Source organism: Nostoc sp. DedQUE02 (assembly GCF_034531035.1).
GTDB lineage: Bacteria > Cyanobacteriota > Cyanobacteriia > Cyanobacteriales > Nostocaceae > Nostoc.
This window is the reverse complement of the sequence record NZ_JAVRBY020000090.1, coordinates 1-21,667: the sequence shown is the minus strand read 5'-3', so window position 1 is coordinate 21,667 and position 21,667 is coordinate 1. Positions and strand designations below refer to the sequence as shown.

19 protein-coding genes are annotated in these 21,667 nt (G+C 42.2%); 11 read left to right on the top strand and 8 right to left on the bottom strand.

Features of this window, described 5'->3' with window-relative positions:
* Positions 1-466 precede the first annotated feature (466 nt).
* From psbB to RMX98_RS33570, 5 genes are all read left to right on the top strand, one after another.
* A complete protein-coding gene (psbB, locus tag RMX98_RS33590) occupies positions 467-1,996 on the top strand; it encodes a photosystem II chlorophyll-binding protein CP47 (protein ID WP_322681219.1) in 1,530 nt (509 codons plus the stop codon).
* A gap of 113 nt (positions 1,997-2,109) precedes the next feature.
* The gene (locus RMX98_RS33585) at positions 2,110-2,217 is read left to right on the top strand and encodes a photosystem II reaction center protein T (protein ID WP_084227385.1); all 108 of its coding nucleotides are present in this window, start codon (positions 2,110-2,112) and stop codon (positions 2,215-2,217) included.
* A 336-nt stretch (positions 2,218-2,553) separates the two neighbouring features.
* Positions 2,554-3,618 (top strand): 30S ribosomal protein S1, encoded by a 1,065-nt coding sequence (locus tag RMX98_RS33580; protein ID WP_322681218.1) that lies wholly within the window; start codon positions 2,554-2,556, stop codon positions 3,616-3,618.
* A gap of 161 nt (positions 3,619-3,779) precedes the next feature.
* Positions 3,780-4,514 carry an HAD family hydrolase gene (locus tag RMX98_RS33575; protein ID WP_322681217.1) on the top strand — a complete coding sequence of 245 codons (735 nt, stop codon included), beginning with the start codon at positions 3,780-3,782 and terminating at the stop codon, positions 4,512-4,514.
* A gap of 588 nt (positions 4,515-5,102) precedes the next feature.
* On the top strand, positions 5,103-6,233 hold the full coding sequence (locus tag RMX98_RS33570) for a sensor domain-containing diguanylate cyclase (protein WP_322681216.1): 1,131 nt from the start codon (positions 5,103-5,105) through the stop codon (positions 6,231-6,233).
* Between the two features lie 4 nt (positions 6,234-6,237).
* Here the strand turns inward: RMX98_RS33570 and RMX98_RS33565 are convergent, their stop codons facing one another.
* The 5 genes from RMX98_RS33565 to RMX98_RS33545 form a co-directional block, all read right to left on the bottom strand.
* Entirely contained in the window at positions 6,238-6,408 is a 171-nt protein-coding gene (locus tag RMX98_RS33565; RefSeq protein WP_322681215.1) for a DUF4231 domain-containing protein, read from the bottom strand.
* 53 nt (positions 6,409-6,461) lie between these two features.
* Positions 6,462-7,208, bottom strand: coding sequence for a hypothetical protein (locus tag RMX98_RS33560; protein WP_322681214.1), 747 nt, complete (start codon positions 7,206-7,208; stop codon positions 6,462-6,464).
* Positions 7,209-7,607: 399 nt separating this feature from the next.
* Entirely contained in the window at positions 7,608-8,711 is a 1,104-nt protein-coding gene (locus RMX98_RS33555; protein ID WP_322681213.1) for an AI-2E family transporter, read from the bottom strand.
* 154 nt (positions 8,712-8,865) lie between these two features.
* Positions 8,866-9,300 (bottom strand): NUDIX hydrolase, encoded by a 435-nt coding sequence (locus tag RMX98_RS33550; RefSeq protein WP_322681212.1) that lies wholly within the window; start codon positions 9,298-9,300, stop codon positions 8,866-8,868.
* 21 nt (positions 9,301-9,321) lie between these two features.
* A complete protein-coding gene (locus tag RMX98_RS33545) occupies positions 9,322-9,738 on the bottom strand; it encodes a hypothetical protein (RefSeq protein ID WP_322681211.1) in 417 nt (138 codons plus the stop codon).
* Positions 9,739-10,147: 409 nt separating this feature from the next.
* Here RMX98_RS33545 and folD point away from each other — a divergent pair, with 409 nt between their 5' ends.
* The 3 genes from folD to RMX98_RS33530 all read left to right on the top strand — a co-directional run bounded on the left by folD (position 10,148) and on the right by RMX98_RS33530 (position 12,854).
* Entirely contained in the window at positions 10,148-11,035 is an 888-nt protein-coding gene (gene folD, locus RMX98_RS33540) for a bifunctional methylenetetrahydrofolate dehydrogenase/methenyltetrahydrofolate cyclohydrolase FolD (RefSeq protein WP_322681210.1), read from the top strand.
* 154 nt (positions 11,036-11,189) lie between these two features.
* On the top strand, positions 11,190-12,122 hold the full coding sequence (gene crtE, locus RMX98_RS33535; protein ID WP_322681209.1) for a geranylgeranyl diphosphate synthase CrtE: 933 nt from the start codon (positions 11,190-11,192) through the stop codon (positions 12,120-12,122).
* 276 nt (positions 12,123-12,398) lie between these two features.
* Positions 12,399-12,854: a divergent PAP2 family protein gene (locus RMX98_RS33530; RefSeq protein ID WP_190939008.1), complete on the top strand. Its 456-nt coding sequence runs from the start codon at positions 12,399-12,401 to the stop codon at positions 12,852-12,854.
* A 450-nt stretch (positions 12,855-13,304) separates the two neighbouring features.
* Here the strand turns inward: RMX98_RS33530 and recN are convergent, their stop codons facing one another.
* Positions 13,305-15,053: a DNA repair protein RecN gene (gene recN, locus RMX98_RS33525; RefSeq protein ID WP_322681208.1), complete on the bottom strand. Its 1,749-nt coding sequence runs from the start codon at positions 15,051-15,053 to the stop codon at positions 13,305-13,307.
* A gap of 318 nt (positions 15,054-15,371) precedes the next feature.
* On the opposite strand from recN, the gene RMX98_RS33520 reads away from it, so the two are divergent.
* Positions 15,372-17,360, top strand: coding sequence for an AarF/ABC1/UbiB kinase family protein (locus tag RMX98_RS33520; RefSeq protein WP_322681207.1), 1,989 nt, complete (start codon positions 15,372-15,374; stop codon positions 17,358-17,360).
* Positions 17,361-17,391: 31 nt separating this feature from the next.
* On the opposite strand, the gene cysC is transcribed toward RMX98_RS33520, so the two are convergent.
* Both cysC and RMX98_RS33510 read right to left on the bottom strand, forming a co-directional pair.
* Positions 17,392-17,946: an adenylyl-sulfate kinase gene (cysC, locus tag RMX98_RS33515; RefSeq protein WP_322681206.1), complete on the bottom strand. Its 555-nt coding sequence runs from the start codon at positions 17,944-17,946 to the stop codon at positions 17,392-17,394.
* Between the two features lie 165 nt (positions 17,947-18,111).
* Entirely contained in the window at positions 18,112-18,951 is an 840-nt protein-coding gene (locus RMX98_RS33510; protein ID WP_322681205.1) for a nuclear transport factor 2 family protein, read from the bottom strand.
* 84 nt (positions 18,952-19,035) lie between these two features.
* On the opposite strand from RMX98_RS33510, the gene murG reads away from it, so the two are divergent.
* Together murG and RMX98_RS33500 are read left to right on the top strand one after the other, a co-directional pair.
* The gene (murG, locus tag RMX98_RS33505; RefSeq protein ID WP_322681204.1) at positions 19,036-20,115 is read left to right on the top strand and encodes an undecaprenyldiphospho-muramoylpentapeptide beta-N-acetylglucosaminyltransferase; all 1,080 of its coding nucleotides are present in this window, start codon (positions 19,036-19,038) and stop codon (positions 20,113-20,115) included.
* A gap of 19 nt (positions 20,116-20,134) precedes the next feature.
* Entirely contained in the window at positions 20,135-21,424 is a 1,290-nt protein-coding gene (locus RMX98_RS33500) for a hypothetical protein (RefSeq protein WP_322681203.1), read from the top strand.
* Positions 21,425-21,667: the final 243 nt, after the last annotated feature.

Below are 21,667 nucleotides of genomic sequence, written 5' to 3'. Positions count from 1 at the left end.
CTATGGGTCAGCCACTTTATATAGTACATAAATACTATAAAATAGCGATCACGCTGTGCCAGTTGCGTAAGTCCTGCCCAATTCCCAGTCCCCAGTCCCCAATCCCTACGTAAAGAAAAGATAAGCAAATTTAATCCCCGACGGGTATTAGTAGCGAAAAAACTTGGATATGCTACGCGATCGCATCAATTTACACGCTTGCAAACAATTCCATCAATAGTTACACTTTTTAAAACATTCTCATTTTTGCTTGGCGATGGCTACCCTAACATAGGTAAACCTCCCGAAGCGAGTAAGCATTGCCAAAGCACCCACGCTGTCTGACTTATTAAGACTAAGCTGTGGTGATACTCTGGTGGCAATAACAAAAAACAAGAGAGAGTTTTATGAGTGGCGATTTTCGTCTCTCGTAACCTCAGTAAGAAAATTGCTTTGTAAACTAACTCATCGAGGAGGAGCGTAGTCGATGGGACTACCCTGGTACCGAGTACATACAGTCGTTCTGAATGATCCAGGGCGACTGATTTCTGTACACCTAATGCATACAGCCTTAGTAGCAGGCTGGGCTGGTTCGATGGCACTCTACGAACTAGCTGTTTTTGACCCTAGCGATGCAGTTCTCAACCCAATGTGGCGTCAAGGGATGTTCGTCTTGCCGTTCATGGCACGTTTGGGTGTTACCCAATCTTGGGGTGGTTGGAACGTTACTGGTGGGCCATCAACCGATCCTGGCTTTTGGTCATTTGAAGGCGTTGCTGCCGCTCACATTGTTCTTTCCGGTTTGCTGTTCCTAGCCGCCGTATGGCACTGGGTTTACTGGGATTTGGAACTCTTTAGAGATCCCCGCACTGGTGAACCCGCTCTCGACCTGCCAAAAATGTTTGGCATTCACCTGTTCTTATCTGGTTTACTTTGTTTTGGATTTGGTGCTTTTCACGTCACCGGACTATTTGGGCCGGGGATATGGGTTTCTGATGCTTATGGTATAACTGGCGCCGCCCAGGCAGTAGCACCAGAATGGGGCCCAGATGGTTTTAACCCCTATAACCCTGGTGGCATTGCGGCTCACCACATTGCCGCTGGTGTTGTTGGTATTATTGCAGGCTTATTCCACCTGACAGTTAGACCCCCCGAACGGCTCTACAAAGCTCTACGGATGGGGAACATTGAAACAGTACTTTCTAGCAGTATTGCAGCAGTCTTCTTTGCTGCTTTCGTTGTTGCTGGTACTATGTGGTACGGTAACGCCGCCACTCCCATCGAATTGTTTGGCCCTACCCGCTATCAATGGGATCAGAACTACTTCCGTCAAGAAATTCAGCGCCGCGTCCAAACAAACGTTAGCCAAGGTGCAACCCTTGAGCAAGCTTGGTCGCAGATTCCTGAAAAATTGGCTTTCTATGATTATGTTGGAAATAGCCCCGCTAAAGGCGGTCTATTCCGTACAGGGCCTATGGTGAAGGGTGATGGTATTGCCCAATCTTGGCAAGGTCACGCCGTATTCAAAGATTCTGAAGGACGGGAATTGACTGTACGTCGTCTTCCTAACTTCTTTGAAACCTTCCCAGTGATTTTGACTGATGCAGATGGAATTGTCCGCGCTGACATTCCCTTCCGTCGGGCAGAATCTAAGTATAGCTTCGAGCAGTCTGGTGTCACCGTTAGTTTCTACGGTGGTAATCTGAATGGTCAGACCTTTACAGAGCCAGCTGATGTGAAAAAGTACGCCCGTAAGGCTCAAGGTGGTGAAATCTTTGAATTTGACCGGGAAACCTTGAACTCTGATGGTGTATTCCGCACCAGTCCTAGAGGTTGGTTTACCTTTGGACACGCCGTATTTGCTCTGCTGTTCTTCTTTGGTCATCTCTGGCATGGCGCTCGGACAATCTACCGAGACGTATTTGCTGGTGTTGATGCCGATCTTGAAGAGCAAGTTGAGTGGGGTCTGTTCCAGAAAGTGGGTGACAAGTCAACCCGCCGGAAAGAAGCCCTTTAATTTCAGTGCTGAGTAAAGAAGTGCTGAGTTCTGAGTTAATCCTCTGACTCAGCACTCAAGTGACTCAGCATTAAAAACTTTAACAACTGGCTGGATAAAGAGGAAATCGTAATATGGAAAGCGTTGCGTACATCTTGATTTTTACTCTGTGTATAGGTACTCTCTTCTTTGCGATCGCATTTCGCGAACCCCCTCGCTTTGAGAAACCAAAAGATAAGTAGATCCTATCCACAGACTTTTAAGCGGATTTAATCTTAATATCCGTTGCTACTAAGTATGGTGGCAACGGATATTATTGTGTTTGTCCTTTGTCATTTGTCTTTTATGTTGCTTCTCACTACTAACCAATAACTAATGACCAATGACCAATGACTAATGACCAATGACTAAATATTGTGATATAATTTCCAATCTTGGGAGTAGATATGTGTTAATGCTAGCTTTTCTGCGCTAGGATGAAAAAGGATGTTTTGTGTAAGCTGCCATAGTACTGCTTACATAACGCATCGCAATTGTCGCACCACCTTTACGGAGACTAGAACCAGGAACAAATCAGCATGGTCAATCAGAATTTAACCGCTACAGAAATTGGATTCACTCACGAAGATTTCGCTGCTCTACTTGACAAATACGATTATCATTTTAGCCCTGGTGATGTTGTCCCAGGAACAGTTTTCAGTATAGAGCCGCGCGGCGCTCTGATTGACATTGGTGCTAAAACCGCAGCATATATTCCTATACAAGAAATGTCTATTAACCGGGTGGATAGCCCGGAAGAAGTATTACAGTCAAACGAAACGCGCGAATTTTTCATCCTTACCGATGAAAACGAAGATGGTCAATTAACCCTTTCCATTCGCCGTATTGAATATATGCGGGCTTGGGAACGCGTGCGGCAGTTACAAGCAGAAGATGCGACTGTCCGTTCTGGCGTATTTGCAACCAATCGCGGTGGAGCATTAGTACGAATTGAGGGATTACGTGGCTTTATCCCAGGTTCCCACATTAGTACCCGCAAACCTAAAGAAGAATTGGTCGGTGAGGATCTGCCGTTGAAATTTTTAGAGGTAGACGAAGAACGCAATCGCCTCGTTCTATCTCACCGTCGGGCGCTGGTTGAGCGCAAGATGAACCGTTTAGAAGTCGGCGAAGTAGTAATTGGTACTGTTCGTGGGATCAAGCCCTACGGTGCTTTCATCGACATTGGCGGCGTCAGTGGTCTACTGCATATTTCTGAGATTTCTCACGAACATATTGATACACCTCATAGCGTGTTCAATGTCAATGATGAAGTAAAAGTTATGATCATTGATTTGGATGCAGAAAGGGGTCGCATTTCCCTATCTACCAAGCAGCTAGAACCCGAACCCGGTGACATGATTAAAAACCGAGATTTGGTTTACGATAAGGCGGAAGAAATGGCTGCTAAGTATCGCGAACAGCTATTAGCCAAGCAGCAAGGTGCTAGTGCTGCGGCTACACCAGGGGAAGTTCTTGCAGACGAAGATATTCCACCAGCAACAGAACTTGACGAAGATATTCCAGTAGTTGCGGCAATTGAAACAGAGATTCCAGCAGCGACGGAAATTGAAGAGGAAATTCCAGCAGCTATTGAAGAGTAATAGATTTTTTATAGTTTTACTTGTTTTTAAGTAAGAGTATCAAATCATTTTATAAAGAGGGTTTTTCCCTCTTTTTTTATGTGGAGAATCGAGAATAATTTGCAGAGACGTGATTAATCCAAGTCTTTCCAGGAGTTGAGAGTAGTTAGAAGTTAAATATTATGGCAACCATTCAATGTAGAAATATCACTTTTGATAATATCCAGGCAATTTTGTTTGACAAAAACGGTACTCTAGAAGATTCAGAAACTTATTTGCGATCGCTCGCACAAAAAGCAGCAAGATTAATAGATGCTCAAATCCCTGGAACTGGGGAACCCTTATTAATGGCATTTGGCATCAATGGCAATTTTCTAGATCCCGCAGGTTTAATCTCAGTAGCAAGCCGCCGCGAAACAGAAGTTGCGGCTGCGGCATATATTGCCGAAACAGGAAGAGGATGGTTTGAGTGCTTAAAAATAGCCCGTCAAGCTTTGGATGAAGCAGAAAAATACATTGGAGAGACTCCTTCACCACTGTTTGTAGGTAGCCTAGAAATTTTGAAATACCTGCGGGAGGGTGGTCTAAAACTTGGCATTCTCTCGGCTGCGACAACTGAAGAAGTACGCAATTTTGTAGCCAATCACCAATTAAGTAATTATATCCAGTTAGAAATGGGCGTAGATGAAGGGCCAAGTAAACCAGATCCAGTGCTATTTTTGCAAGCTTGCCAAGCTTTGGGAGTTGAACCTAGCGCTACCTTGATGGTAGGTGATTCAGTTGGTGATATGCAAATGGCGCGTAATGCTAAAGCCGCAGGTTGTATTGGTATTACTTGGGTCGGTAAGTCAGATAACGTCCAAGGTGCAGATGTGATAATTAATCAACTTGATGAAATCCAAATTTTAGAAGATTAATTTAACCTGAGTTTAATAAACTCAAAAAAACGGCAGTTGGGGCGTTTTCTGCCAGATTAGTTTTTAGATGGCATAGAAATCATCTATGTCGCAGTAACGAGTAAGGAGGGTTTTTGCTCCCCTCTCCTGGGGTCAAAATCACACTCGTCGAAGTCACGTCAACTTAAGGTTTTTGGCGCTAACTCAAGCGTATCGATCTATGTTGCAGAATTTCTGTGTCAAATCAATCAAGATATCCTAGTATCCATCTATACCTGATAAGAGCCTTTTTATTTTATTCGCAAAAATCATATTAACTTAACATATCAAGATAGTTTTGCAATCTTTTTTTAGATAGATCGTTAAAAAATCCGTAATATCTCTAATAGAATAAAATGGTAAATTTTTTAGAATCAGGGTAAAGGCATTCTGTAATCCATGCCCAGCAAGGGTTAAAAATTTAGTCCCAAAAAGAAATAATGCTTAAGCCTTTTGCCCAGTAAGCATTATACAAATAAGATGCGTTTAGCCTTGTTTTTGAGAATAAAGACATTGCGATCCGATCGCAGTCTCAACTAATTTTCGATCCTTTTTTATTGGTGTAAGCACATGAATTTTCAAAGCTCTGCTTCACCTGTCATCATTTCTGATTCTAATGATGTCAAAGCTGAAATGTCTTATGTTCAGGGGATAGAGCATTTAATTGAGGTTGTTCAAGCATTGTCACTAGCACGGACACTAGAGCAAATCATGGAGATTGTACGAAAGTCTGCGCGTGAGTTGACTGGGGCAGATGGGGCTAGTTTTGTGTTACGAGATGGAGATCAATGTTATTACGCAGATGAAGATGCGATCGCTCCTTTATGGAAAGGACAACGTTTCCCGATGAGTATTTGCATTGGTGGGCATACAATGCGAAACTGTCAGCCCGTTGTGATTAGCGATATTTATGGAGATGAACGCATTCCATTTGCAGCTTACCAACCAACTTTTGTCAAAAGCTTGGCAATGGTGCCGATCCGAACGTGTAACCCCATTGGTGCAATTGGAACATATTGGGCAACGTTACATCAGCCAACAGAAGAAAAAGTAAAGCTATTACAGGCATTGGCAGACACAACAGCTGTCGCAATGGAAAACGTGCAAATTTATCATGAATTAGAACAAAGAGTCCACAATCGAACTGCTGCACTAGAAAAAGAAATAGAGGGGCATCAAAAAGTTGAGGCAGAAGTTAGGCGCTTATCCATAACAGATGAATTAACTGGAGTATACAATCGACGAGGCTTTTTTCTATTTGCAGATCAGCAATTAAAACTAGCTCATCAGCTACAAAAGCCCTGTTGTCTCTTATTTATAGATATAGATGGATTGAAGCAAATCAATGATACCTTTGGACATGAAGTTGGAGATTGTGTAATAACTGATGCCGCAAACCTCTTAAGTCAAACTTATCGAGATTCTGACATCGTTGCCCGATGGGGAGGTGATGAGTTTGTTGTCTTCATTCCGAAATGTTCAGATCGTATGAATGCAATTAGTGTTCGCTTACAAACTAACATTGATTTATTTAATCAGAATTCAAGTAGAAATTATTATCTATCAATGAGTATTGGAGTTCAAGAGTGCGTTATCAATGAAGATGTTTCATTGGAAAAACTCATATTCCAGGCAGATGAATTGATGTACCAGCAAAAACGTATCAAGCGAACTTCTAGCAATAACAACAGCAGCTTTTAATTTTTTAGAAACCATATCTAGTGTTAATATTTAGATTTACGAATGCTGGGAGAATTACACCACCAATAATAGTTTTTATCCGTAAAAAATCATGGCGATCGCGCGATAAATTCGCCTGACTTTCCATCCACAGTACTTGCTTTAACCAACGCGATCGCAAAAAATGTTTTTGCAAAAATCTTCTTTTAAAGATTTGTGATAACGATCTTTTTTTGCCATTTTTTACTCCTAATTAGAAAGTAACCCCTTAATTACTTTGCCTAAATTCTCAACTCCTTTCTCTATGTCGAGTAAGTTGATGTATTGTAATGTACCAGATTTAGCTAGCTTTTTGGCTTGTTCATCACTAGCCTTTCCACGCAAAGCATCGGCAAGTATATCTGCGGTTCTACCACTACCAGCAATCACAATAACTAATCTTCCACTATCAACGCTAGAAAACGTATCCTTAAAGGTAATTTCGCCACCGTTCAAGAGTAGTGTCATCGAAGGTGCATCATTGGCCAGCATAGTCGCAACGTGAGATATCCAAGGAGACTCGTCGCCCCAATAGTTACCAGGAACTAGCACGAAATGAGTATGGTTTGGCTCTAAGGGTATTAAATCAGCAGCATTTTCCGAATGATTAGGTAAAGCCACTTTGCTTTCGGGTGTCACACCAACCAAAGCAAAGTTAGCACCTATTTGGGTACGAGCCGCACCCATCATTCGCATAATTCCTACATCCGTACCCCCATCCACGACATAAGCCCCCAAAGTTTCGGCGATGGGGGCTAAAACTTCCACAAACAACCGTTGAATACGGAGAAAATCAGCTTCACTGATGTTACTTGCACCCCCCACTATTACTAAAACAGGACGCGAACCGCCAAGCCCTATTTCCTCAAGAGCATTTGCCAATTCTGCTTGCTGCTCAACTTGAGTAGCTAATGCTGTTTGCCCATTGTCAAAGGTAAGCTTTAAACAACTTTTCATTTTTTAAAAATACTGACTGCTTAGGTTTCCCAGCGTAGTGCTTTGCAGTTATTTTCTGCAAGTATTGTATTCCGTTCTCACCTGAAAGATAAGGAATTTAAGGAATTTTATGATGCTTTTGTAGAGGTTGATCGTTGATTAATTCGATACCTACCAAATTTCCTCTTATATGTAAATAGCGATGCCTACTATGGTAACAGAGCTTTGTCGTTTGCGTAGTGTCTCCTAGAGAAGTGAAGACTACACTTACGCTCAAGTTTTTTACGATCATTTTGCTTGCTAAAAAATTGTTGATGCACAAAGTAATAGCTTCTTGTTTGTTAGCATCATAAATTATGATTTTGCACTTTCTTTATGGACAAGAGCGCCAGTTTTTAAGTTAATCTGAATGATTGGATTTTAACTATAAGTCCCTGCTCTCTCACTTTTTACCGTCACAGGTTCTGACTCTATATCCTCTATCTTATTAAACTCTCCAGCTTGCCAGCTATCTGTTGTATCTTTGATAAAGCTGGCAATAGGGATCGCAATTAACAAACCCAGTACTCCTCCTAACTTTGCGCCCAGCAATAAAGAAATCACCACCCACACAGGATTTAAGCCAGTCAAATTGCTGAGAATTCGAGGTGCAATAATATTAGAATTAATTTGATCGATCGCAACAGCTACACCTAAGACTTCCACCCCTAACCAAAAATTTTGCAGCGCTACCAACAAACTTACTATAGCGATACCTACCCCCGTACCAAAGGGGAAAAGTGAAAATAAGCCAATACCAATACCAAAAAGTAAAGCTAGGGGAACTTGCAGCGCCAAAAACACCAGAGTAATTGTCACCCCTAACACAGCTCCCAATGTTGCTTGACCGATGAAGTAATTGTGGAAATCCTCTCGCAGTAATTCTCGTACTCTTGGCCCAATATTAGGGGGAAACCACTGAAAAATTCCGTCCCAAAGACGTTCACCATTCAATATTAGGTAGATAGTCAGCACTACCGCCAGCAGCACATTGAGGACAATACCAATGGTATCGACAGCAAAACCAAGAATTCTACCAGTGAAGGACTGAAGTTGGTTAGATAATCGTTCTAGAACTTGGGTGAATAAACCACTTAAATTAATCGGAAGTTGCTGTTGACTTAACGCCCAATCTTGAAAAGCTTGCAGCTGCTGAGTACCAGAATCAATCCAACTGGGCAAAATATTAGCCAGTTCAACGAGTTGTTGAATAATCAGGGGAACTAAGGTAATGCCTAAAGCTACTAAAACCACCAGAGTCAAAAGTAACACTCCCCCGATCGCTAAGTTGGGTTTTACTCCTTGTTCCTGGAGAAACTGGATTGGATAGTTCAAGACAAAAGCTAGTAGAATGGCGGCAGCGATAACGCTAACTAAGGGTTGAAAATACTGTATAAGTTGGAGCAATAGCCAGCCGTTGAGAATGGCAATGGGAAATGCCAATCCTATAGTTAACCATCGCGGCAGTTTGTTTGCTGATTGCATTAGCGATCACCTCATAAGAGTTCTAACTTTATTTTGGCTTCTTGGGATGTGGGGAGATGAGGAGCGGGGGAGCAGAGGAGCAGGGGAGCAGAGGAAGAATTTCTAACTCTTGACTTAATGTCCAATGACAAATGACAAATGACTAATCTCCAAATTATGTTAGATTTTTCTCAATAAAATCCAACATAATTTTCTGATGCATTGCCCCTAGAGGTCGCACTTCGCCAGCATTTTGTGAATAACAGTTACCTTGGCGAATATCTTCTGGCGTAAATAAGGCCATATCCCAGCCCTCATTTAGAACTAGTTGATTTAATTCCACCAAGAGTGGTGCATGAAAGACATGACGGACAACTCTTTCGTTGGGATAACAGCCAAATTCAACAAAGGGTGGTAACTCATAGCCAATTTCTTCTAAAATTTCTCGTTTTACCGCTACATCTGGCGTTTCACCAGGCTCGATGTGACCGCCAAATAGCGCCCAGTAACCAGGGTAGAGAATACCGGGGATGTTGTCACGCAACTGCATGAGAAACTTGTTTTTCTGATAGAGAATTGCGATCGCTACGTGCACCTGTTGATTGTTCATATCTTTATTTTTAATTTTTAATTATTCTTCTTCTAAATAAACTTCCCCCAATTCTTTGCCAGCTAAGGGAATACTTCGGTAGCGAACTTTACCCTTAATTACAACTTCTGAACCTTCACCCAGATTTTTTTGATTGGTGACAACCCAAATTTTGCCGGTTGAGTCATTAATTTTATAAGCCCACTGTTTTATCAGGGGAGCTTGCTTTTCTACCTGACCTTGGATGTAAACTATAGCCTGATTGTCTTGTTTTGGTTTAATTTCTCCAATTGGAGTGACATTTGTCCCAATTTTTAAGCCAGTTTTATTTAAGCCAGATGGTGTCAAGTTATCACAACTACAAAGTCCTGCTACAAGGAAAAAAGTCAACCCCAGGCGGTATGGAAAAATACTGTGCCCGTACAAGAACGAAAGGGAAAATTTTCTCGTTTGTTGCATGAAAGCCACCGATTTATTTATTTTGGGTATGGGGTATGGGGCATCCCTTCTCTGCGAGACGCTACGCGTAGCTTGCTTCCCCGGAAGGGTACAGCAACTCTTGGAGACGCTACGCGTTAGCGGAGCTTTCGCTTTAGCGATACGCTCAGGGCAAGTGGGCATTGGGCATTAATTCTTCCCCTGCTCCTCCTTCTCCCTGCCCTCTGCTCCCCTGCCTCTTCACCCCACTTCTTAATTCTTTATTCTTCAGATGATGCCCGCGATCTGAGAAAATAAACATTATGAATTTACTGTGAGAGAAACGCTACGACATCAAAGAGCAACACAATAATAGTCGAAAGTCAAGATTTAATAATCAATATTTTAACTTTGGACTTTGGACAACAAGCGAATATAGCTGGAAATTTTCATGGAAACAAAAACTGCCAAACTCCTTGATGGTAAAACTTTAGCGGCAAAAATTCAGCAAGAACTTTCTGTTGCAATTACACAATTACAACCAAAAATTGGACGACCTCCTGGTTTAGCAGTGTTGATGGTTGGTGATAACCCAGCGTCAGCTGCTTATGTACGCAATAAAGAAAAAGCCTGCGCTAAAGTTGGTATCGCTTCTTTTGGCAAACATTTTCCTGCCCAAACTACCCTTGGGGAGTTAGAAGAGGTAATTGCGGCACTCAACCATGATGAACGGGTGGATGGCATTCTTGTACAGCTGCCGTTACCTAACCATTTGGATGCTGTGACTCTGCTGCATCAAATTGATCCCGATAAAGATGCTGATGGACTGCACCCAGTCAACTTGGGGCGACTAGTACGAGGAGAAACGGGTTTACGTAGCTGCACCCCGGCTGGTGTAATGCGGCTTTTACAAGAATATGAGATTCCTTTGCAGGGAAAACAGGCAGTAGTGGTGGGACGCAGTATTTTGGTGGGTAAACCTATGGCGCTGATGCTATTAGAAGCTGATGCCACAGTCACGATCGCTCACTCGCGATCGCACGATCTCAAAACCATCACCCAAAATGCTGATATTCTAATTGCAGCAGCAGGTCGTCCTGGACTGATCTCTGCTGATATGGTGAAACCGGGCGCTGTTGTGGTAGATGTGGGGATGAATCGCGTCACCGATGCTAATGGCAAAAGTCGTCTCATTGGCGATGTCCATCTTGAATCAACCAGCGATGTCGCAGGATTTATCACCCCAGTTCCTGGTGGTGTTGGCCCAATGACTGTTGCCATATTGTTGGAAAATACATTTGCCAGCTATTCCAAAGCGGCAAAAAAAGAAAGAGAGTGAATTAAAAGTTATGCTTAATAACTCTTAACTCCTAAATCCTGTACAGACGAGATTAATCGCGTCTCTACTCCTAACTCTTCATTTTTTTCAGCCCCACAGCACCTTAAAATTGTGACGTATAAGGCAAAAATCGCAAAATGTCAGGGATTAAAGAATGGTAGCAACTGATAACGTTCAAAAGACACCACCAGAGGAAGCCACATTTAACTTAGCAGCCTATCTAAAAGAGCGACAAAAGCTTTGTGATAATGCTTTGGATCAGGCTATTCCGATCATTTATCCAGAAAAGATTTATGAGTCGATGCGCTACTCGTTATTAGCTGGAGGCAAGCGTGTACGTCCCATTCTTTGCCTTGCTACCTGTGAAATGATGGGTGGAACCATCGACATGGCCATGCCAACGGCTTGTGCTGTAGAGATGATCCACACAATGTCCTTGATTCATGACGATCTCCCAGCGATGGATAATGACGATTACCGTCGTGGGAAGCTGACGAATCATAAAGTTTATGGCGAAGATGTGGCAATTTTGGCTGGAGATGGCTTGTTGGCACTCGCTTTTGAGTTTGTTGCCATTCAAACCCCCCAAAGCGTTAAGAGAGAGGTAGTCTTGCAAGTTATTGCCCGTCTTGGGCGAGCCTTGGGGGCAGGTGGTTTGGTCGGCGGTCAAGTTGTCGATTTAGAGTCGGAAGGTAAATCAGATATTTCCCTAGAAACCCTAAATTTCATTCATAAACACAAAACAGCCGCCTTGTTGGAAGCTTGCGTAGTTTGTGGTGGGCTGATAACTAATGCATCACCTGAAGATATACAGCGACTGACCCGTTATGCTCAAAATATTGGGCTAGCATTCCAAATCATCGATGATATTCTGGATATCACTTCTACCCAAGAGCAATTAGGTAAAACAGCTGGCAAAGACCAAAAAGCCAAGAAAGTCACTTATCCTAGCCTCTGGGGACTTGAGGAATCGCGATCAAAAGCCCAAGAGCTAGTTAAAGAAGCTTGTGTGGAATTAGAACCATTTGGAGACAGAGCTAAACCACTCCAAGCGATCGCTCATTTTATTACCAGTCGCAACAACTAGTAACGCTTTGCGAAATTCGGAATTCCTATACCGCAAGCATTTTATTGATTGGGAATGGGTGGTTTATTGACGTTATGCTCTACTACACCGCCCAACGGAGTTCAAAATCCATTCATTCAAAATGAAAAAAGCTTATCAATTAAGTTTTTAGGTGATTTTGAATAGTTAGTCTGTTTCCACCGCGATCTACAAGGTTAATTTGGGATTTGGGGTTGAATCTAAATATTTCCTCAACCAACAACTGCTGCTAATATTTACTAACCTAACCAAAATACCATGCAGGACATAGGCAATATTTTAGACAATCGGGTGCTGCTGGTTGCTCTGGTAGCTTGTTTAATTGCTCAAGCATTAAAACTCGTAGTCGAGATCGTCAAAAATCGCAAACTGAATGTGCGCGTTTTGGTGACAACCGGAGGTATGCCCAGTGCCCATTCGGCTCTGGTTACGGCTCTAGCGGCTGGTGTAGGGCAAACACTGGGTTGGGCATCTCCTGATTTTGCTGTTGCAATAGTTTTTGCCATCATCGTTATGTATGATGCAGCCGGAGTTCGCCAAGCAGCTGGTAAACAAGCTCGTATTCTCAATCAAATGATTGATGAATTATTTCATGAAAAACCAGACTTTAGCCAAGACCGTTTGAAGGAATTACTTGGACATACACCAGTTCAGGTAATTGCTGGGTCGGCTTTGGGTATAACCATTTATTGGTTAGCTAGGTCTGCTTATTAAAGTAGGGTAATACATCTTTGTTTGAGCGGCTATTGATATATTAATAACTGACAATTTGTCAACTAACTTTTGGATTTTGGATTTAACCAAGAAGAATTTAGGGGCTTGAGGTTAGCGGTCAATTAAGTATTTCCTAACAATCGTTTAGATACACTCACAAATACTTATATAACAGTGGTATGACTTATTTACCGCTATTAAAAGCAGTTAAAAACTTGAACTACATCCAAACACATTTAGGTTTGTCTAGAACACTGCTGGAAATGATTGCAACACTCTCAAGTTAGAGCTAACTGGAAAGCCATTAAAATGGGCTTTGTAAGAGTGCAAAATCAGTTGATTGGAGAACCGGAGAGTATTTGCCCTATTTATTGATGGTAAATATTTCTTGGCTTTACCTGGTTGATGTTAAACCTGTTAGCGGTGATCTCGGTGAATCATTACTGAAGCTTAATTTTTAATTTTTTGACGGTGGTTAGCAGCTTGAAATAACAGAGATTCAGCAAAAGCGATCGCGTCACTAGCAGATTTACCACCAGCTAACTGTGCTAGTTCTTCACAGCGAGTGGTTAAATTATCCAACATAGTAACTCTGACAACAGTACGCTGTTCAGCATTTTCATCGTTAGCTTTTTTACCCTTGCCTTGATTGATAGTTTGCTTATCTACGCGGAAATGCCGATCGGCCATTGCCGCAACTAAAGGCTGGTGGGTAACACATAATACTTGATTACGTTGACTGAGGTGGTGTAATTTTTCAGCGATCGCTTGGGCTACTCTTCCCGAAACCCCGACATCAATTTCATCAAATACCATTGTCCCAGCAACATCAACCTGAGAAAAACAAGCTTTCAGAGCCAGTAAAAAGCGGCTCATTTCTCCGCCAGAGGCAACTTCCGTTAAAGGTTGCAGGGGTTCTCCAGGGTTGGAACTAAACATAAAGGTAATTTTATCTGCTCCCATAGCAGTTGGGGAAGCTGGCACTATCTCAACCAGAAATTTCACCTTTTCCATCGCTAGGGGTTTGAGTTGAGATATCAAACGTGATTCTAAATTAGCAGCCGCTTTAGTCCGCAGTTGAGTTAACTGATTACTTGCTTGAGTAAGTTTCTCCAAACATGCCTTTTCTTGCTGTTCTAAATTTTCGATAGATTGTTCGCTGTCGTTGAGTTGGGCTAATTCCTCTTGGATACGCTGGTAATAGGCGATCGCTTCTGTAAGTGTCGGCCCATATTTGCGGCAAATTTGCTTTAATTCTTGAATCCGTTCTTCCACTTCTTCCAACCTCTGCGGATCGGCTTCTAAACCATCCCCATAAGCATTAATCTGCCTTCCCACTTCCATTACCGCAGCTTGTGCATCCCGAACTAATTCCAATAAGTGTTGTAGTTGGCTATCATATTCCACCATGTCATTCAATGTTGCCTCACTGTCTCCCAATAAATCTGCGGCGGCGGGAGTTTCATTATCGTTTTGATACAAAGCTTGATAAACTTTGTAACTCATTTGTTGCAAATCGACGACATGATTTAGGCGTTCTCGTTCTTGTCCTAACTGTTCTAATTCATTAGGTTCGCCGAGATTGGCTGCTCCCAATTCTTGCACTTGATAAGCGAGCAAGTCCAGTTGTTGCAACCTTTCCCGTTCTGATGTTCGGCGTTTTTCTAATGCTAAATGCGCCTGTTGATAAGTACTAAAGCTCGTGGCGACTTGATGGCGCTGCTGCATTAGAGAGTCGCCGCCATACAAATCTAACCAGTCCCTAACTTGGGCAGATTGTCCTACTTGTACAGTTTGCCCTTGGGCGGTGATTTCCACCAAGCGATCGCGCATCCCTCCCATAATCTGCCGATTTACTAGCACACCATTCACCCGCGATCGACTACGGATATTACTAGCAGTGGCTGTGATTTCTCGGCTAATGACTACAGAATTTTCATCAAGTAAATCTATTTCTTGTTCGGTTAACCAAGCGGCTAGGGGGGCATTTGAAGTGAAAGTAGCTTCTACCATCGCCCGACTTGTCCCTGTACGAATAACTCGGCTGGACACTTTACCACCTAAAGCGGCATCAATGGCATCCAAGATAATCGATTTTCCAGCGCCGGTTTCACCTGTCAATACATTTAATCCCGCGCAAAATTCTAATTCCAGTTGGTCAATTAGGGCAAAGTTTTCAATTCGCAGGCAAAGCAACATCAAGCCAAATTCTCCGTTAGGGCAGATGCCGGATACTTCCAACTTACAACATAATAAGTATAATCTTTCCGCAACTAGCAATACCTACTACTATTGAACTAGTATGCCCATTTTAGTGTAGCAGACCACTGAGGACTGGGGACTGGGGACTCGGTACTGGAAAAATTAGTTGAACCTTAATCCTCTACATATAAATAATCTAATCCCCAGCCCTTAATCCCCATCACCCCTTATCCCCAGAGGGGGTCTCACCTTCCCCAATTCCTCAACATATTGTTACAATACTTAATGTGATCGTTCTGACTGGTGGCCTTCTTCATGATTGTTAAGACACTTCCCCCTAGTTCCCGACCGATTCAGGAGGACAGTCGCAACGGCACAAATAGCCGAGGCGAACTGGACGTTATTGATGTAGTGCCAGAAAATGGTACATCAAGCTTAGTTGTGCGATCGCCAAAACTCTTAGCCGCTCAAAAACTAAGGACAAATGCCCAACCGGAGACGCTCTACGATCCCATAGGCATAGCGGCGCACTACCAAAACAGACCCTTGCAAGTTTTACGGCGGATTTTCGCCGTGTTGGGGCCAACTCTATCCTTCGTTTTTGGCTTGTGGTCAGATAGTAAACGGGGAATTGTCGTCAAAAATGACCGCCGCCGAGCCGCTCAATTACGAGTATTGCTTACCAAGTTAGGGCCTGCTTACATCAAAATTGGACAAGCTTTGTCCACTAGACCGGATCTAGTTCCTCCCGTATACCTAGAAGAGTTAACTAAGCTACAAGACCAATTACCGCCTTTTCCCAACGAAATTGCTTACCAGTTTATCAAAGAAGAATTAGGCGCTCCTCCAGAAGAGGTTTACGCCGAACTATCGGCCCAGCCAATCGCTGCTGCTTCATTGGGGCAAGTATATAAAGGTAAGCTAAAAACTGGTGAAGAAGTCGCAGTTAAAATTCAACGCCCCGATTTAAGAGAGGGGATCACCATTGACCTATATATTTTGCGTAATATCGCTGCTTGGGTGCAGAAAAACGTCAAACGGGTAAGAAGTGACTTAGTTGGCATTCTCGATGAATTAGGCGATCGCATCTTTGAAGAGATGGATTACATTCATGAGGGTGAAAATGCCGAACGTTTTTTTGAGTTATACGGTCATATAAAAGACGTATACGTACCGAAAATTTACTGGGAATATACCAATCGTCGCGTTTTGACGATGGAGTGGATTAACGGCACCAAATTAACCCAGACAGTAGAAATTAGTGCTCAAGGTATAGATGCTCGTTACCTAATTGAAGTGGGTGTACAGTGTTCCCTGCGTCAGTTGCTAGAACATGGATTTTTCCACGCCGATCCTCACCCTGGTAATTTGTTAGCAACAACCGATGGTAAATTAGCTTATCTCGACTTTGGGATGATGAGCGAGATTAAGCCACCACAGCGTTATGGTTTGATTGAAGCGATCGTCCACGTCGTCAACCGCGACTTTGAAGGATTAGCAAAAGACTACGTTAAATTAGATTTCTTATCACCAGAAACCGATTTAACACCAATTATCCCAGCTTTTGCGAGAGTATTTGCTGATGCCCAAGGGGCTAGTGTTGCCGAACTTAACATTAAAAGCATCACTGATGAACTATCAGCTTTGATGTACGAGTATCCTTTCCGCGTACCCCCCTACTACGCCTTAATTATTCGTTCTCTGGTGACACTGGAAGGGATTGCAATATTTATAGATCCCAACTTTAAAGTTCTCAGCGAAGCTTATCCTTACGTTTCTAAACGCCTATTAACAGATCCAGCACCCCAATTAAGAGCATCATTGCAAGATTTACTATTTAAAGATGGTAGATTTCGCTGGAATCGCTTAGAAAACTTGTTAAAAAACGCGCGTAATAGTCAAGACTATGACTTTAATTTAGTGCTGAATCAGGGGATAGAATTTCTGTCATCTGAACGTGGCGCTTTTATTCGTGACAAACTGGTAGATGAATCAGTTAATGGACTCGATGCTTTAGGTAAAAATGTTTTGCATAATTTTACCTCTCTGTTGCGAGAACGGGTAGGATTAACAGCAGTTAATGAGACTCCAGCGGCCACAGTTGAGCAACAACAAACCTTGGAACATATCAAACGTATCTTGAGTATTCTCCGAGAAACACAAGGCTTTGATCCAATGCAACTTGCGCCCCATATTGCCCAGTTATTGGTAAATTCAGATGTGCAGCGTTTAGGTCAACAAATTGCCAACCGCTTCACACAAAAGGCTGTAGCCAGATTAATTCGGCAATTATTGGCATCCTAGTAAAAGTTATGAGTTAAAGAAAGTTTTTAACTCATAAATTATTCACTTTAGCAACTATATAACCCAACTCTTCCAGCTTTTCTAAGACCTTGGTTGCACTCTGAGCAACGCTTTCTTGCTTAGTTTGGCATTCGACTTCAGGACAGAGTGGTATTTCATAGGGATCATTAATGCCAGTGAAGTGCTTAATTTCCCCGGCTCTTGCTTTTTTATATAACCCTTTTACGTCTCGCTGTTCACAAACTTCTAATGATGCATTGACATAAACTTCAATGAAAGATTGTATACTTTGGCGGACTTCTTCGCGAATTTTACGATACGGTGAAATAGCCGAAACCAATACAATTACATTATTTCTGGCAAGAAGATGAGCCACAAAGCCAATGCGTCGAATATTCTCCTCTCGATCTTCTTTAGTGAAACCCAAACCTTTACATAGGTTTTGACGTACTGCATCGCCATCAAGAACTTCAACTCTGTATCCTTGTATTCGCAGTTCCTTCTCCACAAATTTACAGATAGTAGTTTTACCTGCACCACTCAGACCAGTGAACCACACCGTTACACCACACTCTTGTTGTCTCATCTTACCTCCGCCGTATACTTGAAATAGCACACCCAAAAAAGCTTTTTTGAGTAATTTCAGATCAAATATAGCGGTTTATCACTTGAGTGATGTACGAGAACCCCTCCCCGCAACCGAGGAGGGGACTATGTGGCTAATCTGATTAGGAAAGGCTATAACTCCTAACTACTTCTTCACCACTTGCAGGCGCTGAGTTACCATCGTCATCCCATTACCCCGCAGGATGACAGCAGAAACCCATTGGCTACCAGGGATAGATGGTGCTTGTCCAACTTTAAAGAGTCCACCAGATGTCAGTAATTCCAAATCCACCGGTGTGGGGTTGAGAAATTTGTCTGGTTGGATAGATTCTTCTAGCGCTGTTCCTAAGAGAAAATCTTCACCAAGTGGCTCTTGAACGATCGCATCAAAATTATACTTCTGACCGACTTGCACTTGCTGTGGTAATTTAATATCAATTTGGGGTGGCTTGCTGCCAGAGGTAAGTAGGGTGCGTTCTGACAAAATGTCTTGGCGGACTATTTTTCCGCCTTCAATGCGCTGACGTGATTTAATTGTGGCATTGAGAGCTAACTTATTACCGTTACCGGAGGGTAAACCAGTTATCTTCGTTTCGGTTTCAGCAATAATCCCATTGCCTTCAGATTTTGAAGATAGCAGTTTCGTACTGTATTGCAATTTCGGATATCGTTGCCAAAGTGAAGTCAAAGACTTTTCCAGGGTTTGGAGGTTTAATCCATCCCCATGAGTGAAATTGGGGCTGTAGAATTGTAACACTCCTTTAACATCGCCTTGACTGGCGGCCGCGTCAACTTGTGTTAACAGGTTTTTGAGATCGGTTGGTGCATTTTGAGGCGTAGTGGCTTGGGATAATTGCTGTGGTGTCGTCGCCTGAGTCCGTTGCCAACCACTTGTTAAACCAATAATCAACAGGAATAAAACTAGCCAGATATTTGCTGGAAATTTAAGTTGGCGTCTCACTAAGGCGGTAATAATGTTAGTCATTGGTAAGAGTTTACTGATTTGATTAGAGAAAGTAAGCAAATTGTTTTATCTTAGTTAAGCTAGACGCTAAACGGTAGAGGTTTGATGGCAAACGCACCGATACGATTATTAATAGCTGCCAGTGGGACTGGTGGACATTTGTTTCCAGCGATCGCCCTGGCTCAAAAACTTCCAGACTATCAAATAGAATGGCTGGGAGTACCCGATCGCCTAGAAACTCAACTTGTCCCCAAACAGTATCCCTTGAATACTATTGCAGTTGAAGGGTTTCAGCAAGGGTTTGGACTTTCCTCGATTCGCATTTTCGGTAAACTCGCCCTTTCAATTCTAGAAGTCAGACGAATTCTCAAACAGGGAAATTTTCAAGGGGTGTTTACCACAGGGGGTTACATTGCCGGGCCAGCCGTCATTGCGGCGCGTTCTCTCGGTTTACCTGTAATTTTCCACGAATCTAACGCCTTACCAGGGAAAGTAACTCGCTTTTTTGGCCCTTGGTGTAGTGCAGTCGCCTTGGGATTTGAAGTAGCAGCTAATTATTTACCCCGTGCCAAAAACGTCTATGTTGGTACTCCCGTCAGAGCGCAATTTCTTGATGGGGCAATTGATGCACCCCTGGATTTAGCTATTCCTGATGGTGTGCCTTTAATTGTTGTTTTTGGTGGTAGCCAGGGCGCAGTTGCAGTGAATAAGTTAGTGCGCGAATCTGCAAAAGCTTGGTTTGATGCTGGTGTTTACATAGTACATTTAACTGGCGATCGCGATCCAGAAGCAGATAGCCTCAAACATCCACAATACATAGCTTTACCTTTTTACAACAATATGGCAGCGTTGTTGCAACGAGCAACTCTTGCTATTAGTCGTTCTGGTGCTGGTAGCTTGACAGAATTGGCAGTATGTGGAACGCCAGCAATTTTGATTCCTTACCCCTTTGCCGCAGAAGATCATCAATCTTACAATGCAGAGGTATTTACAAAAGCGGGTGCGGCGTTAACGTTGAAGCAATCAGAGTTGACGACTGAAGTATTGCAAAGTAATGTGTTGAACTTGTTGCAATCACCGCAAGAGCTAGCCAAGATGAGGGAAAAAGCGAAAGCGATCGCAGTTCCTGATAGTGCCCAAAAGTTGGCGCAATTAGTGCGTGAGGTGATAGAAACAGAACGTTGATTATTTAGTATTAGAGAATATGTTATTTAGCAAAAAATTTCGCTTCACAGTAGGTTGTGCTGCCTTATTAATTGTCAGTTTAGCAAGTAGTTATCTATATACTTACTCAAAAACTAAACAACTAGCTCAACAAAATCAGTCATTTACTCAACAAGAGAATTCTGCCCTACTTCAATCACAGATTTCTTTGACCTCAAATCAAGTTGCCGATCGACTTAACACAAACTTTCAAAATGCTTTTACATCTCGGCAGGATTTGTTAGCAGCATCTACAGCCTATCCAGTTGTGGATGAGTTCAAAAAACATAAATTTAACATTAATGGTAGCCAAGTTTTTACTCCAGGAAACCTACCAAGTACTAAGGTTAAATTTAATCAAAAAGATTTATTAACTGTTCTCGTTAATACTAGAAAATATTTTCAAGACTACTCCTCACAAGACCCAGATATTCTGCGTACAGGAATCCTCGCAACTCAAGGGGTTACTGTGCCAGATGTTCTCAAAACTTTAGATTTCATGATAGCTGTCTTGAAGGAAGATATTGCTAATAATCGAGCTACTCGTTTACAAGATTCTAAATTTATCAATACCAATTTTCGAGTTATTAAATGGTCTGCCTACAACCCAAATAATAAACAGCAAAAACAATTACGAATTACCAAATATGCTGTCTTTACTCACCCAGGTTCTCGCAAAAAAACCTCTACTTTTAATACACCAATTTATAGTTTAAAAGAAAACTCTAATAACGATAAATTCTACACCCGATACACAAAGCAAGATGTTTTATCTGGCATTTATGAACCAGGTGGTAGAGAATTTGGAAAAGTTACAAGTCTGGCTTATCTAACCAGAAATGGTTTAGAAGAAGCAATTATGGAAGGAACAATCCTAATTAATTTTACAGATGGTTATAAGGCATTTTTTAATGTAGACAGAAATAATGGAATGTCTTATATTCGCGGATTGAAGGCAACGGCACAAAAACGGTATTGGTATTTTAGAGAAGTAGATGCTATTAAAGGCTATGGATATAAAATAGATGCCAAAATTTCTATTAAACCCGGAGTCACTTTTGCTGGAGATGTTTTGAATATCGGTTTAGGTAAAGTGATAGTGATTGAGCATACTCAAGGCGGTCGTCAACATCTGCAAATGGGAGTCATCGCTGATACAGGCGGAGCATTTTTACCCAATCTTTATCAACTTGATTTTTTGGCAGGTATTTTTAAGAATAAAAAAGAATTTGGGCAGAATATCAGCCAATTACCGGATTATGCTACAGCATATTTTTTAGTAAAAAAGTAATGCATTGACCTGATGTCAAAAATTTACCACGCGTCAAAGTAATTTGTAATTGACAATGAAATTTTCTACGAAAGGCTACACGTTGCTTGTAACCTCTTAGAGATGTTTGAAAAGTCCTCTTCTTGGTAGCAAAACGTCCTAGATCCCCCTAAATCCCCCTTAAAAAGGGGGACTTTGAAAGGTTTTGCCCCCCAATTTATCGGGGGGTTGGGGGGATCAATAAGTGCCTAAAATCACAGCCAA